The following is a 14,810-nucleotide window of genomic DNA, read 5'->3' as shown; positions in this document are numbered from 1 at the left end:
TCGGTCGCTTCGGTCAAGCTAGGGTCTTCTAGCAGGTTTTGGAAGAGCGCGACCTGATCCCTTGTGCCTATTCCACGGTCACCGACTTGGCGAGATTGCGCGGCTGGTCGACATCGGTGCCCATCACGACCGCCGTATGATAGGCAAGCAACTGGACCGGGACGGCGTAGACCATCGGTGTGAAAGCCGCGGCCATGTCGGGCATGACGATGGTGACGAGCGAATTCACCGTCGCCTCCGCCGCGCCCTTGGCGTCCGTCATCAGGATGATGTTGCCGCCGCGGGCGGCGACCTCCTGCATGTTGGAGACGGTCTTCTCGAACACGCGGTCATAGGGCGCGATCACGACGACCGGCATGGTCTCGTCGATCAGCGCGATCGGACCATGCTTGAGCTCGCCGGCCGCATAGCCTTCGGCGTGGATGTAGGAGATTTCCTTCAGCTTCAGCGCGCCTTCGAGCGCCAGCGGGAAGCTGGTGCCGCGGCCGAGATAGAGCACGTCGCGGGATTTGGCGATCCGGTGCGCGAGCTTCTCGATCTGAAGCTCGGTGGTGAGCGCGTCCGACATCAGACGCGGGATCTCGACGAGGCCGTGGACGAGCTTGGTCTCGTCGTCATCGGACAATACGCCTCTCGCCTTGCCGGCCGCGATGGCCAGATTTGCCAGCACCATGAGTTGGCAGGTGAAAGCCTTGGTCGAGGCGACGCCGATCTCGGGGCCGGCCAGCGTCTGCAGCACGGTCTCGCTCTCGCGCGCGATCGTCGAGGTCGGCACGTTGACGACGCCGATCGTGTGTGCGCCCTCCGCCTTGGCGTAGCGCAGCGCCGCCAGGGTGTCGGCGGTCTCGCCGGATTGCGAGATGAAGATCGCCAGATCGCCCTTGCGCAGCGGCGCTTCGCGGTAGCGGAATTCGGAGGCGACATCGACCTCGACCGGCAGGCGCGCAAAGCGCTCGAACCAGTATTTGGCGACGATGCCGGCGTAGCTCGCGGTGCCGCAGGCCGTGATGTTGATGCGCTGGATGTCCTTGAAGTCGAACGGCAGCTTGACCGGCAGCGAGACGCGCTCGGTCGCCATGTCGACATAGCGCGCCAGCGTGTGGCCGACCACTTCCGGCTGCTCGTGGATTTCCTTGGCCATGAAGTGACGGTAGTTCGCCTTGTCGACCAGCGAGGTCGAGGCGGCATGCCTGATCTTGTCGCGTTCGACGGCCTGACCGTCCTTGTCGAAGATCGCGGCGCCCTTGCGGGTCAGCACCACCCAGTCGCCGTCCTCGAGATAGCTGATCGTGTCGGTGAACGGGCCGAGCGCGATGGCGTCCGAGCCGAGATACATCTCGCCGTCGCCATAGCCGATCGCGAGCGGCGGGCCGTTGCGGGCGCCGATCATGAGGTCGTCGTCGCCGGCGAAGATGAAGCCGAGCGCGAAGGCACCGCGCAGCCGTCCAAGCGTGAGCTTTACGGCCTCGACGGGTTTGTTGCCCCGCGCGAGGAGATCGTCGACGAGGTGCAGCACGATCTCGGTGTCGGTCTCGGTGTGGAACACCGTGCCCTTCCTCTCGAGCTCCTCGCGCAACTCGCGGAAATTCTCGATGATGCCGTTATGCACGACCGCGACGCGATCGGTCGCATGCGGATGGGCATTGTTGACGGTCGGCTTGCCGTGGGTGGCCCAGCGGGTGTGACCGATGCCGGTGGTGCCCTTCAGCGGCTCGGCTTCCAGCCGCTTCTCCAGGTTCTTCAGCTTGCCCTCGGCGCGGCGGCGCGCCAGATGCTTGCCTTCGAGCGTGGCGACGCCCGCGGAGTCATAGCCGCGATATTCGAGACGTTTGAGCGAATCCACCAATTGCTCTGCAACCGGCTCACGCCCGAGAATGCCGACAATCCCGCACATGCGGATCAATATCCCCCAAATCGTCGAAAAATCGCCTAAACGACGCGTTCGGTTTTTAGCGAAATTCAGAGGGAACCAGATACTCAATAATTATTGCGGATTGAGACAGCGTGGACCGCAACCTGAGCTTCGCCTGCGTCGATGTGGCTGGCCTTTAACCGCGCGCATTAACCGGATGTCAACAAGTTTGGCCAACGATTCCCGACCGGGAGACCAAGGCCATGAAAGCCACTACGTCCGACCGCAAAGGTCTGTCATCGATGTATATCCGTGCCAGCGAGACCTCCGGCACGCACCTTGCGCATTGGCCGCCACCCCAGCGCGGCAAGGAAAGCAAGCCTGTCTTCATCAAGCATCCCGAAGGCGAGCCGATCAAGCGCGCCAAGCCGCGGGGCTGGCGCCTGACGCGCGCGATCTTCTCCGAATTCGCCGACGACGAATAGCGCCGCCGACTTCTCCAGCTACTTTTCAGTTTTCTTCCCGCCCGTCTTCATCTCGCGATAGCGCGCCGCGCCGCCTTCGCGGATGGTCTGCTGGTTGCGCTCCAGCGCCATCGCGTCATCTGGCACGTCGCGCGTGATCACGGAGCCCGAGCCGATATAGGCGCCGTTGCCGATCTTCACCGGCGCGACCAGCGAGGAATTGGTGCCCACGAACGCGCCCTGCCCGATCACCGTCTTGTGCTTCTTGAAGCCGTCGTAGTTGCAGGTGATGGTGCCGGCCCCGATGTTGGAGGCGGCACCGACGGTGGCATCTCCAATGTAGGAGAGATGGTTGACCTTGACGCCGGCCTCCAGCGTTGCCGCCTTGGTCTCCACGAAATTGCCGATCCGGGCGCCGTCGCCAAGCGACGTGCCCGGCCTCAGCCGGGCATAGGGCCCGACCGACACCTTCTTGCCGAGCGTGGTCTCGACGATATGCGAGAAGGAATGGATCACGGTGCCGTCGGCGATCGACACGCCGGGGCCGATCACCACGAACGGCTCGATGATGACGTCCTTGCCGAACACGGTGTCGGCGGCGAGAAAGACGGTCTCGGGGGCGATCAGCGTGACGCCCGCCTCCATCGCAGCCTTGCGCAGCCGCGCCTGCATCACGCCTTCCGCTTCCGCAAGCTGGGCCTTGGTGTTGATGCCGCGCACTTCGTCCTCGCTGGTTTCGATCACGACGGACTCCCATCCATTGTCGTTGGTAACGCCGACCGCATCGGTCAGATAATACTCGCCCTTGGAATTGGCATTGCCGATCCTGTCGAGGATCGCGAGCGCGCGACGGCCGTCGATCGCCATCACGCCGGCATTGCACAGATCGATCTTGCGCTCCTGCGCGCTGGCATCGGCATGCTCGCGGATCGCCACCAGCCTGTTACCCTCGACGATGAAGCGTCCGTAGCCTGACGGGTCCTGGGCGCGGAAGCCGAGCGCGGCGATCGCGGCCCCGCCAGCGAGCGGTGCGCGCAGCCGCGCAAAGGTCTCGGCCGAGATCAGTGGCGTATCGCCGAAGGCGATCAGGATATCGTCGACGCCGCGCGCAATGGCCTCACGCGCCGCCAGCACCGCATGCGCGGTACCGAGCCGCTCGGCTTGCACGAAGATGAGCGCGTCGGGGCGGATACGCTTTGCCTCGTCCGCGACGGCCTGATGATCAGGACCGATCACGACCGCGAGCGCGGTGCCGGTTCCCTGTGGAGCGGCGCCAAGCACATGGGCCAGCAACGACTGGTGGGCGACGCAATGCAGCACTTTCGGCAGGTTGGATCGCATGCGTGTGCCCTCGCCGGCGGCGAGCACGATCGTGAGGCTTGAGCGGATGGTCATCGCAATCCTGTCAAATATGGCCGAATCGATCATCAACTCGACGGGCGACACGCCGATGCCGCCTGAGCTTGCCGCCTTGCTACCCCCGCAAACGACCGGAATTCAAGTGCGGGTGGGTTTTCCTGTTAATGTTCCTTGATTGATTCGGGGAAGCCAGACAGGGCTGGGCACTTAACGTTCATGGCAAAGGATTCCGACCCACTGGCGGATGCCTTCGGCGACAAGGAGACCGGCGGGCTGTTCTCCGGATTTTTGGCCGAGGAAGGCGCGTTCGATCGTCGCATGCTGTGGCGGCTTGGCTCGTGGGGCGTCACCGCCGTGGGCGCCGTCGTGGTCGCCGTGATGGCCAACCAGGCGCAACTTGGCTGGCGGCGCGACCAGGTTGCCTCCGCCGATCTCGCCCGCCAGTCCGATCAGATTCAGGTGCTGACCAAGCAAAGCGAGCTAGAAGCCCGCCGCCTCGCCTCCGCAATCGACACCCTGAACACCGATCGCGACCGGCTCTATTCGCGCGTCACGGTGCTCGAGCAGGGACTCGATTCCGTCACCGGCGCCATCGCCAAGCAGAACGCGACATCCCAGCCAGCGCCAGCCGAGAAGCCGCAGGACGCCCCCGTCGCCACCGCACAGCCGGCGACGCCGGCACCGGAGGTCGCACCGGTCGCATCGACGGCCGCCTCGCTGGTCGACAAGCCGCGCGCCGCTTCCGGCAAGGAGCCCAAGGACGTCGCGAGCAGGGACAGCTCGAGCAAGGACAGCTCGAAAGAGGCTATGAAGGATCAGTCGAGCCCGCCGCCACAGACCGCGGCCGCTGCCTCGCTGGTTCCGCAGTCGCCGGCCACGGCATCGAATGTCCCCATTCTTCCATTGGTGCCGCAGAAGTCGATCATGGCACCGCCCGATCCCGCGGCGTCGAAACTGATTCAGCCGGAGTCGGCCGAGAAAGCCGCCGACAAGAAGCCCGAACCGGCGCCAGCTCCGACCGAAGTCGCAGCGGCATCAGCCAAGCCGGCTGAGGCAGCAGAAACCGACGCGCCCGCCATCACAGTTCAGCAGACCCGTTTTGCCATCGAGCTCGGCGGTGCCAATTCGGTCGACGGCTTGCGCGCGCTCTGGCGCGGGCTGAGCAAGTCCAACCCCGAGATATCAGCACTCCGCCCGATCATCATGATCAAGGAAGGCTCGAACGGCCTCGGCATGCAGCTCCGGCTCGGTGCCGGTCCACTGATCAACGCCGCCGCCGCCGCAAAGCTCTGCGCGGGCCTTGCCGAAAGCGACCGTCATTGCGAGACGACGGTCTTCGACGGCCAACGCCTGTCGATGCGCGGTAGCGCGGACAAATCCGGGGATAAGCGACAGGGCAAGGGATCGGAGAAGAATTCCGAGAAGACCCAGGAGTCGGTGCCGCAGGCCGAGGCGACGCCCACGGCCGCGCCCGCACCGACCGCCAAGCCCGAAAAACATCGCCGCAGCTACTCCTCCAAACGCTCGTCAAAGCGCGAGGAGCCGGCGCCGCAGCCGGCGGCCGCCGCAGCCAAGCCACCGGAGACAGCGTCGGCGGCTTCGACGATATCGTCGTTCTTCAGGCGGTAGGGTGATCAAGGCACTCGATTGACGAGCCGGAGCCCAGAGGCGCGCGAACGACGCCGGGGCTACATCCTATCCATGCTTGCGCGCCACGATCTGGTGACCGATGCGATCGACTAAAAGGCCATCAGATGGCTGATCTTGATCGCCGCGCAGATGATCATGCCCCATAGTGCAAAATTGATCTGCAACGCTTCAGTCATTGCCAACCCCGTTCGCGTCCTCACCAGCGCGCTCTTGAACGAGGTGATCGGTTCCTGATATCGAATCAGCAATCACGCCCCGCGCGTTCCGATCGAAAGCTAGGGCAGGTCAGAACTTTCGCAAATCCGTATCGCTACGGTTCCGATGCGCGCGGAATGCAGCAGCAAAGCCAGCGGGCCGAGCCGTGCGGCCGGCGTAAAAATGCCCCGCCCCTGTTGCTCCCACCCGCCATCCCGACCATATTGCGCCCATGACAAAGAAGCCGTTTCGCCTCACGCCCTATCAGGTCCAGTTTCTCATCGTCGTCGGTTTCGTCACCGTCGGCTGGGCGCTCTATGTGCGCTATCTCGCGATCGAGTTCTCGACGGTGGCGCTCGCCTGCGACGCCGGCTTGCAGACCATGATCTGCAAGGCGCGCTCGGTGTCGACGTCGCTGTTCAAGAACTCGGTCTTCGGCATCGTCGCACTCGTGATCGCGACGCTTAATCTGATGCGGCCCTCGATCGTGCTGCTCACGCTCGGCGTGGTCGCAGCCGGCCTTGGCATCGTGCTCTACAACATCGTGCTGGCAGGCCTTGCGATCGGCCTGCTCATCCTTGGCTTTGCTCGGCCCGCGCCCGCCACAGCGTGAGCGCGAACAGGAGATAGATCGCGCAGGTCCACATCGCCTGCCAATTTTCGCGACCTTCGTTCAGAAACACGTAGACCGCCGACACCGCCAATAGCCCGGCGAACACCGATTCCGCGATCGGGCGCACGCCGATCTGCGGCCGGTTCAGCATCAGCAGTGCGAACGGCACCACCGCCATCGTCAGCGAGGCATAGGGGAAGTCGCGGTAGCGCGGATCGAACACGAAGCCGAGCGCGGTCTCGGCCGCGATCACAGCCGTCACCGCCAGGGTCAGGCCGAGCACGGCCGAAAGCTTCGACCATTTGCGGCCCTCGCGCGGACCGAGCAGGTCGAGGAAGCTTGGCAGGTTGCGGCCGATGACGAGCGCCTGCGCGCAGAAAATCGGCGAGAAGATGCCGGCCAGCAGCAGCGCACCCCATTGCAGCCAGCCGCCCCAGCCGTAGCTCTCGTAGTACATCTTGTCGGCCGCGATCCCGAGCAGGATGCCCGCCGATGTCGCGGAGATGCCGACGGCAAGCCAGGCCGAGAAGCGCGGCGTCCAGGGCCGGCGCCGCAGCGTGATGCCGGCGACCGCGAACACCAGCACGCTGAGGCCCATGCCTGATCCCATGTACCATTTCCACAGGGGGAAATTGCTGATCGGCTCGCCCGGCGGATATTTCAGCTGGCGCCGCACGGAATCGAGCAGGCCCCAATAGCCGCCGACGGTGCCTTCGAGCCGCCGCTTCCACGGCTGGTCATAGGCCTCGATGAGATTGACGCGAAACTTCTGCGACTTCGCGAGCGCCAGGATCTCCGAGACGACGCGCGCCTGGTTGGTGCGCGACGGCAGCGCGCCATCGCGCATGCGGCCTTCGCTCGGCCAGCCGGTTTCGCCGATCAGGATCTCCTTGTCAGGGAACGCCGCCGCCATCCGTTCGCGGATCGCCTCGACATGGGACGAGGCGAATTTCGCCTTTACCGGCACGTCCTCCCAATAAGGCAGGATGTGAATGGTGACGAAGTCGACGGCGTCATAGACCTCGCGGTTCTTCAGCCAGTACTCCCAAACGTCGGCATAAGTCACGGGCACGGTGACCTGCGCCTTGACCGAACGGATGATCGCGATGAGGTCCTGCGTCGTCATCTCGCCACGCAGAAGCACTTCATTGCCGACGACGAGCGCGGAGATGGTGTCGGGGAATTCCTTGGTGAGACGGACCGCGGTCGCCACTTGCGCAAAGTTCTTGGCGCGGTTGCTTCCGAGCCAGATGCCCTGGATCACCTTCAGCCCGCCGACCTTGGTCGCAACCGCCGGCACCTGGTCGAGCCCATTTTCAATGGAGTACGTGCGGACGCAGTCGGTGATCTGTTTGAGCTGGCGCAGATCCTGCTCGATCTGGTCGGCCTCGATCTGGGTCCATGGGTTCAATGGCGTCTGTTCGCCGCGGAACGGCGCATAGGAGACGCATTGGACCTTGTCATTGGGGTCGATGGGGGCGCGCGCGAGCGTGATCGGCGTGGCAAGCCACCACCACACGGCAGCAATCGCACCCAGTGAGACGAGCAGGAGCGCCAGTGGCGTACGAAGTGAAATTTGTTCCGTCCTCCGCGAAGGGTCCGTCGATTACCTGCTCGCACGCCGTCTGCCAAGGGGGTGACCGAGGCCGGACGCACCCTCTCCCCGACGAATTGGGCTGCGGCTGATCGGCCATCCCCTAGGATCGTGACTTTGCTGGACAAAAATCCAAATACAGGCCAATGGATTTCGCGGGACTTTTCCGCCGCATTGGAGACCCAATTGGACGCCATCACGGCCGGCGTCCGCGAGGTCCTCCCGCGCGGGCGGACGGCTGAGACATTGGGGAATTCATGCGGCGACGGGTGTTGGAGTTACGAAATGCGGTCCTGCGGCGGTTCGCCGCCTCGTTGGCCGTTTCCGGCGTTGTCTTGCTGACTGGCCTCGTCGGCGCATCTGCCCAGAGCGGGACACCCGCCCCCGACCAGGGCAAGGCCGCCGCCCAGCCTGCCGACGCCGCCAAGGACGCCACCGCCCAGAACCAGCGCCGCACCGACGAATTCGCCGAGGCCGCCCAGGCCATCAACGGACCGGCCGGCAATCCCGAATGCGTCTGGCTCGGCCGGCGCGTGGTGCGGCTGATGTGGCGGGACGACCTCGATACCGCGTTCCGCCATCTCGACCTCTATGACCGCTTCGGCTGTCCCGGCGGTCACATCCAGGCCGCGTTCCGCTGCCTGACCCGGTTCGGCGCCCAGATCGACCCCAAGGTCGCCGAGACCCTGGACAGCCGCGTCCACGCCTGCTGGATCAATCCGGCTGCCCAGCCGCAACAGGCCGCAACGGCAGCCTCCCAGCCCCCGGCGCAGACCAACGGCGCGGCGCCGGCTGCCCAGCCGGCCGCGAGCCCGACGCCTGCTGCAAGCCCCTCGCCCGCACCCCAGAAATAGCCGCGACCGTTTCACCTGTCGTTCAGGAACGATCGGCGATAGCTGGGGTTGGCACTGCCGCGCTTTCCCAAAAGGTCATGCCCTCATAAGGACATGAGGCCATGACAGTTGAGAAACCGCGCGGCAGAGGTATGCTCCCTTTGCCGCGGACTTGGTCGGATCTCGGGGTCGGATCCGCTTCCCTGCCCCCTCAGCCCCTTTTGGTTTAGCCGCGATGCGCGTTGTCGCCGCCGTTTTGTTGCTCGTGTCCGTGCTCCATGCGGGCATCTGGGGAGTCCTGCGCGACCGGGAACCCGCGCCTGATTTCAAAGGCCTGTTGCCGAGCCTGTCCTATACGCCGTTCGAACCCGGGCATGTCGTCGACAACACCGTCGACCCCGAACGGATTCGCGCCGACATGAAAAAACTCGCGACCATGACGCGGGCGATCCGGTCGTACTCGTCCACGGAGGGCAACGAGCTGGTGCCCCCGATCGCCGCCGAATTCGGGCTCAAGGTCACCGTCGGCGCGTGGATCGGCAAGGACGAGGAGCGCAACGAGCGCGAGATCAAGGCTGCCATCGAGCTCGCGCGCAAGAACAGCAACGTGAACGGCGTCGTGGTCGGCAACGAAGTGATCTATCGCGGTGAGCAAAAGGTGGAAGACCTCATCGAGATGATCAAGAAGGTGAAGAGCGCGGTGCGCGTGCCCGTCACCACCGGCGAGATCTGGAACATCTGGCGCGACAACCCCGACCTTGCCTCCAACGTCGACTTTATCGCCGCCCACGTCCTGCCCTATTGGGAAAACTTCCGCTCGGATCAGGCGGTCGACCAGGCCGTGGACCGCTACAACCTGTTGCGCAACCAGTTCCCCGGCAAGCGCATCGTCATCGCCGAGTTCGGCTGGCCGAGCGCAGGCTACAATTTGCGCAATGCCGACCCCGGTCCGTTCCAGCAGGCGCTGACGCTGCGTAATTTCGTCAGTCGTGCCGAAGCGCTCGGCATGGACTACAACATCGTCGAGGCGATCGATCAGCCCTGGAAGTATTTTGAAGGCGGCGTCGGTCCGTACTGGGGCATCCTCAACGCCAGCCGCGAGCCGAAATTCGCCTGGACCGGCCCTGTCGAAAACCCCGACTATTGGAAGCTGATGACGATCGCGCTCCTGGTCGGCGTGCTGCTGTCGCTGCCGATCCTGCGGCTGCCGCAGCCGACCGCGAAACAGGCCTTCCTGCTGTCGGCCACGGCGAACGGCGTCGGCGCGTGGGCCGCGACCGTGTTCGCGTTCTGGAACGGCCACTATTTCATCTTCGGCTCGGCCTTCGCGCTGACCCTCGGCATGATTCTCCTCGTTCCTCTCGTCCTCATCGCGATGGCACGTATCGACGAGATCGCGGCCGTCGCCTTCGGCCGGCCACCGCAGCGGCTGATCACCAAGAGCAAGCCGATCGAGAACGCGCCTGAGAACTACTATCCGAAGGTCTCGATCCATATCCCCGCATATTACGAGCCGGTCGAGATGCTGAAACAGACGCTCGATGCGCTGTCGCGGCTCGACTATCCGAACTACGAATGCGTGGTCATCATCAACAACACGCCGGATCCCGCGTTCTGGCAACCGATCCAGGATCATTGCCGCGCGCTCGGCGAACGCTTCAAGTTCATCAACGCCGAGAAGGTGCAGGGCTTCAAGGCCGGCGCGCTGCGCATCGCCATGGACCGCACGGCCGTGGACGCCGAGATCATCGGCATCCTCGATGCCGACTATGTCGTCGAGCCCGACTGGCTCAAGGACCTCGTGCCTGCCTTCGCCGATCCGCGCGTTGGCCTGGTGCAGGCGCCGCAGGAGCATCGCGACGGCGATTTGTCGATCATGCACTACATCATGAACGGCGAATATGCCGGCTTCTTCGACATCGGCATGGTCCAGCGCAACGAGCTCAACGCCGTCATCGTGCACGGCACGATGTGCCTGATCCGCCGCGCCGCGATGGACATGGCGGGCGGCTGGTCATCCGACACGATCTGCGAGGACTCGGACCTCGGGCTAGCGATCCAGGAACTCGGCTGGATCACCCACTATACCAACACGCGCTACGGCAAGGGGCTGCTGCCCGACACCTACGAGGCCTTCAAGAAGCAGCGCCACCGCTGGGCCTATGGCGGCCTGCAGATCGTGAAGAAGCACTGGCGGCAGTTCCTGCCCGGACGGAGCCGGCTGACGCCCGACCAGAAGCGCGAATACGGCCTTGGCTGGCTGAACTGGCTCGGGGCCGAGAGCCTCGGCGTGGTCGTGGCGCTGCTCAACCTCGTCTGGGTGCCGATCGTCGCCTTCGCCGACATCGCCATTCCCGACAAGATCCTGACGCTGCCCATCATCGGCGCCTTCATCGTCTCGCTTGCGCACTTCCTGTCGATGTATCGCGCCCGCGTCGCGATCAAGCCGGGCCAGATGCTGGGCGCCATGATCGCGGCGATGAGCGTGCAATGGACGGTGTCGCGCGCGGTCGCGCAGGGCCTGATCACCGAACACATTGCGTTCGCGCGCACATCCAAGGGTGGCCTCAGCAGGATGTCGATCGAATTCCAGGCGTTCTGGGAGGCCGTGATCGGCGTGCTGCTGCTGGTCGGCGCCGGCGTGCTGATCGCCTCCAACTCTTTCCGCCAGATCACCGAGATCTACATCTTCGCCGGCGTGCTGGTTCTGCAGAGCCTACCGTTCCTGGCCGCCGTTGCGATCGCGATCCTCGAGCTCAGCCGCATCAACTCGTTCCAGTTCTGGCGCGACAGCGCGATCCGCACCGCCGAGCTGATCGGCCTGCGCCCGGTCGCCCTGCCGGGGCCCGGCAACCCGCAGCCGGTGCCGAGCGAGGTGCGACGCGAGGCGAACTGACGGGATGAAGCGGCGCCGGGTCCTCGTGATGAGGAGCCAGGATGTCTTTGGGCGTGGATGGCGCCCCGCCAAACAGGTTCAAAACTCCGACCTAAGCGCTGGAAGCAGCAACATAATCCCCGCTGCTGCCGCGTGTTTTGGCAACCAGCCCCGCTATTGACCTCGGCGCCCCATCCCCCTACACAGCGCGGGCCGAAAGCATGATCCGGAAACAGCCGGTTTTCCCCGCGGCGCAAGTTGAAGCGCAGCGGCAAGACATGCTTCTCGAATGTCCGAAGACGATGGCGATTTTCTCTACAGCCATCAGCGGTCATGGGAGCGCGTAGCTCAGCCGGTAGAGCACGTGACTTTTAATCACGGGGTCCTGGGTTCGAGCCCCAGCGCGCTCACCAAAGCTTTTGCACCGAACGCAGATAAAGCCACGCCTCGCCGACATGTCTGTCGAGCTTGCCATCGCGCCATGCATCACATTCAGAGTGGCGGCTGAACATTGCCATTGGCTGTCAGTTCCTCGATCGTACGCGTGGTCCCTGTGTGACAGCAATCACCGCGCAGATGAGCCGCACCGCGTACTCCTGCATGCGAGGGAATGGTCCCTTTCAAGTCAGGAGAATAGACATGAGGACGCAGGAAGTTGGGTCGCTTTCCGTCGAGGATCTCGATGCGGTCGCCGGCGGCATGATGAATGATGGCCGTGGCCAGATGGACCCCAAGGCCCCCGGTGCTTATGTGCCGTACGGCGGCCCCGGAATGGGCCTCGGTCAGCTCGCCGGCGATCTCATTATGGCGACTGTTGCTGGCGGCTTCTTCTTTGGGTTCTGACGACGAAGCGTCGACGTGGAAAGGAGGCTGCCACAGTTGGCGGCCTCCCAAGCCTTACCGCCCAAGCCGTCGGCGGTGCATGATTCTAAAATCTCGCGACCTTCGGGATGCCGCGTATTGGGTGGACCCGGCGCCAGCCCTCCGCCTCGTTCCACCCCATCTCGTTCGCACGCTATCCGCCACAGCCCAAGCAGGAGGTGGTGCTGTCCAACCATCGCTGGGTGGCCTCGTCGGTCCAACCCGGGACGGCGAAACCCGGGGTTGCCACGCCCCGACCGGGAGCAGTGAGTTGAGCGGGGGGAGCGAACCTATGCTGCCCCGAGCGCAACGGTGGTGTGGAGCGATGCACCGTGGCAGCATTCCCCGCAGCACTCACAGCAAGCAATAGCCCCAGGGCCAAAACGGACCGCATCATCGCCGTATCCAATCGGGTGTTGCCAGCTACGGATGTGGTTCGGCCGTCGATCATCCCCAAGTGCCGGTGGTTTCCCGATCGTTCAATTCAGCGAGATGACGCCGTCGCGCGTGACTGTGTGACCGAAATCACCTTCGGCGAGATGAATGCTCGCACCTGGCGATACGATTTGGTGCGGCGGACGTGATCGCGAGTTCGTCAATGTCGTGCTGATGCCGCCCCAGGCGGTCATCAAAAATCCGGGAATTTCTTACGTCCCCCACGGGTCTCGTCCTAAGTGAACAGTGTTTGCTGTCGCGAGAGGAGAGAACAATGCGCGTCTTGTCCGTGGCGTTCTTCGCAGTGGTTTCGCTAGCCTCAGTTCATGCACAAGATCAGGAGAAGGCCAAAAAGCCTGTGTCTGACTGCAACTATGTGATCGGCATGGGGGATACCCACACAGTTCCCGCTGGTGAGGCGCTTTGCTGGCGCGTACCGCCGCCCTCTTACAAGGAATACACGCTGCTCCAGTGTGACGGGCCGTCGTTCCAGGAGCTTCGCCGGGTGAAGCGAGGCGATCCTCGCTGCAACATGTTTGAGGAACGGCAGTAGATCCCGGCTCGATGGCGTCGGCGTGCCCTTGCGGGGCTCGCTGCGACCCTGTCACCAGCGACGAGCGCCGGCAATGCACCGCTGGGCGTTCGGTAGGCCCGGGAATATGGTGACGGTGCACCATTGATGTCGCCAGGTGCGCTCCCAGGCAAGAATGCGAGGCCCTCGACACCGGGCACGGCCGACAGATGCCCCCCTCCTCCGAGGATACGGATCTTACCAATAAAGCCTTCGCGCGGAGGATTTGGTGTTTCTGCCGATTGCGGTAAGATGCCCCCGGGTAGCCACTCACAGTTTGCCCTGGAGTGCATGATGCAGAACTTCGTAACCGGATGCGTTGTGGTCGCTGTAGGCTTTATGGTCCTGCTTGCCTACTCCCAAAAGCACCATCAATGCTGGAATGGGCACGTGCTCGAAGACTTGCACGAGCATGTGCTGACTCGTCAGCCTTGCGGCTCTCTCAGTAGTGCCTCCATGTAGGAGTCCGCCGCTCTCTCCCGTACCCACGACCCGCTTCAGCTCGCGAACGTACTGAGCCGCAAGCAATCGACGATTGACTCTCAGCTTTCCGGCACCGCCACCGTCGCCGGCGCACTCAGCGGAGCGCCGCCGACCGAGACTGGCCCGATCGACACCGGCCCAGCCGACTTCGGCTGCCGCGCCAGCCGCTTGCGCAGCAACAGCCGATCGCGCGGGCGCAAGCGCGGGATGGAAGCGGTGACGTCGGACATCATCGTGCTTTGCAGCGTGTCGATCTTTGCGATCAGCGTCGAGAGCTGCGGCGATATCCGCTTCACATCGCCCCGCTCGTCCGTGATGCTCTGGCGGAGCGACAACAGGGTCGTCGAATCCTGCTGACGCAGCGCCGTATTCTGCTGCAAGGAGGAATTGATCTCCTGCAGCGCGGCCGCCTGCTGCTGCTGGGCCGACTGGATCTCCTTCAGGGCAGCGACGACAGGATCCGGCTTTGGCGCGGTCTCTTCCTGGCGCGGAAACAACGCGGCCAGGTTGCCGACATCAGGCAGGGAAAGGTCAAACGGCGATGTATAGATGGCCGCTGCGCCATTGATCGCCAGGGCACATACCGCCAGCGCAAGGACCGATTTACGGCTGGAGCGCTTGAGCGGGATTGGAGATTCCAGGGCCTCGAGCTCAGGCTGGGGTTCAGATGCTGCGGCAGCAAGTGCCGCGGCGTCGAGGTGCTCGGCGAAGCCCAGCGTTTCGGATGTCGTGGTCATGCGCATTGACCTCATGAGCGAGCAAAAGGAGGCCGTCGCCGGAACGTCCTCTCGACGCCTCCTTTACGCAGCACTCACTTACACAACTGCCTAAAATTGTGGGCTTTTCGGATTAATTCCACGTTAGCGAGGTGGTCGCCAGGCGTGGCCCGCGCCCCCGGCTGATTACGGGGCCATGCGAGGAATTGCGGTGGCATGCCGTCAATTCTGTTCCGTCCGCCAGGTCCAAAAAAGCCAGGAGACAACCCGCTGGAAAGGTGTAGGATTCGACAAAACGGAGGGAACGGC

13 protein-coding genes and 1 tRNA gene are annotated in these 14,810 nt (G+C 64.0%); 9 read left to right on the top strand and 5 right to left on the bottom strand.

The features are described from left to right. Positions 1-67 precede the first annotated feature (67 nt). Positions 68-1,894, bottom strand: a complete 1,827-nt coding sequence (gene glmS, locus XH91_RS17530; RefSeq protein ID WP_128951723.1) for a glutamine--fructose-6-phosphate transaminase (isomerizing) — start codon at positions 1,892-1,894, stop codon at positions 68-70. Between the two features lie 221 nt (positions 1,895-2,115). On the opposite strand from glmS, the gene XH91_RS17525 reads away from it, so the two are divergent. Beyond that, positions 2,116-2,337, top strand: coding sequence for a hypothetical protein (locus XH91_RS17525; RefSeq protein WP_128951722.1), 222 nt, complete (start codon positions 2,116-2,118; stop codon positions 2,335-2,337). An 18-nt stretch (positions 2,338-2,355) separates the two neighbouring features. On the opposite strand, the gene glmU is transcribed toward XH91_RS17525, so the two are convergent. Further along, the gene (gene glmU / locus XH91_RS17520; RefSeq protein WP_128951721.1) at positions 2,356-3,711 is read right to left on the bottom strand and encodes a bifunctional UDP-N-acetylglucosamine diphosphorylase/glucosamine-1-phosphate N-acetyltransferase GlmU; all 1,356 of its coding nucleotides are present in this window, start codon (positions 3,709-3,711) and stop codon (positions 2,356-2,358) included. Between glmU and XH91_RS38865 the strand changes: the two genes are divergently transcribed. From XH91_RS38865 to XH91_RS17510, 3 genes are all read left to right on the top strand, one after another. Further along, on the top strand, positions 3,704-3,850 hold the full coding sequence (locus XH91_RS38865) for a hypothetical protein (RefSeq protein ID WP_164933848.1): 147 nt from the start codon (positions 3,704-3,706) through the stop codon (positions 3,848-3,850). The two genes, glmU and XH91_RS38865, sit on opposite strands and share 8 nt — an antisense overlap. A 41-nt stretch (positions 3,851-3,891) precedes the next feature. Continuing rightward, a complete protein-coding gene (locus XH91_RS17515; RefSeq protein ID WP_128951720.1) occupies positions 3,892-5,304 on the top strand; it encodes a hypothetical protein in 1,413 nt (470 codons plus the stop codon). 448 nt (positions 5,305-5,752) lie between these two features. Further along, positions 5,753-6,133 carry a hypothetical protein gene (locus tag XH91_RS17510; RefSeq protein WP_128951719.1) on the top strand — a complete coding sequence of 127 codons (381 nt, stop codon included), beginning with the start codon at positions 5,753-5,755 and terminating at the stop codon, positions 6,131-6,133. Here XH91_RS17510 and XH91_RS17505 read toward each other — a convergent pair. Then, positions 6,093-7,652 (bottom strand): glycoside hydrolase family 17 protein, encoded by a 1,560-nt coding sequence (locus XH91_RS17505; RefSeq protein WP_164933849.1) that lies wholly within the window; start codon positions 7,650-7,652, stop codon positions 6,093-6,095. The two genes, XH91_RS17510 and XH91_RS17505, sit on opposite strands and share 41 nt — an antisense overlap. Before the next feature lie 332 nt (positions 7,653-7,984). On the opposite strand from XH91_RS17505, the gene XH91_RS17500 reads away from it, so the two are divergent. The 5 genes from XH91_RS17500 (at position 7,985) to XH91_RS17475 (ending at position 13,284) form a co-directional block, all read left to right on the top strand. Continuing rightward, the gene (locus XH91_RS17500) at positions 7,985-8,581 is read left to right on the top strand and encodes a beta-1-3, beta-1-6-glucan biosynthesis protein (protein ID WP_128951717.1); all 597 of its coding nucleotides are present in this window, start codon (positions 7,985-7,987) and stop codon (positions 8,579-8,581) included. Between the two features lie 214 nt (positions 8,582-8,795). Further along, positions 8,796-11,456 carry a glycosyltransferase gene (locus tag XH91_RS17495; RefSeq protein WP_128951716.1) on the top strand — a complete coding sequence of 887 codons (2,661 nt, stop codon included), beginning with the start codon at positions 8,796-8,798 and terminating at the stop codon, positions 11,454-11,456. 316 nt (positions 11,457-11,772) lie between these two features. Further along, positions 11,773-11,848 (top strand) — tRNA-Lys (locus XH91_RS17490). A 226-nt stretch (positions 11,849-12,074) separates the two neighbouring features. Beyond that, positions 12,075-12,278 (top strand): hypothetical protein, encoded by a 204-nt coding sequence (locus XH91_RS17485; RefSeq protein WP_128951715.1) that lies wholly within the window; start codon positions 12,075-12,077, stop codon positions 12,276-12,278. Between the two features lie 727 nt (positions 12,279-13,005). Continuing rightward, positions 13,006-13,284, top strand: a complete 279-nt coding sequence (locus XH91_RS17475) for a hypothetical protein (RefSeq protein ID WP_128951714.1) — start codon at positions 13,006-13,008, stop codon at positions 13,282-13,284. A 288-nt stretch (positions 13,285-13,572) separates the two neighbouring features. Here the strand turns inward: XH91_RS17475 and XH91_RS38860 are convergent, their stop codons facing one another. After that, positions 13,573-13,716, bottom strand: coding sequence for a hypothetical protein (locus XH91_RS38860; protein WP_164933850.1), 144 nt, complete (start codon positions 13,714-13,716; stop codon positions 13,573-13,575). A gap of 128 nt (positions 13,717-13,844) precedes the next feature. After that, on the bottom strand, positions 13,845-14,522 hold the full coding sequence (locus XH91_RS17470) for a hypothetical protein (protein WP_347338588.1): 678 nt from the start codon (positions 14,520-14,522) through the stop codon (positions 13,845-13,847). Positions 14,523-14,810 lie beyond the last annotated feature (288 nt).

Origin of the sequence: Bradyrhizobium guangzhouense (genome assembly GCF_004114955.1) — a bacterium.
Lineage (GTDB): Bacteria > Pseudomonadota > Alphaproteobacteria > Rhizobiales > Xanthobacteraceae > Bradyrhizobium > Bradyrhizobium guangzhouense.
The sequence above is the reverse complement of the archived record's forward strand: the minus strand, read 5'-3'. Positions and strand labels throughout refer to the sequence as shown.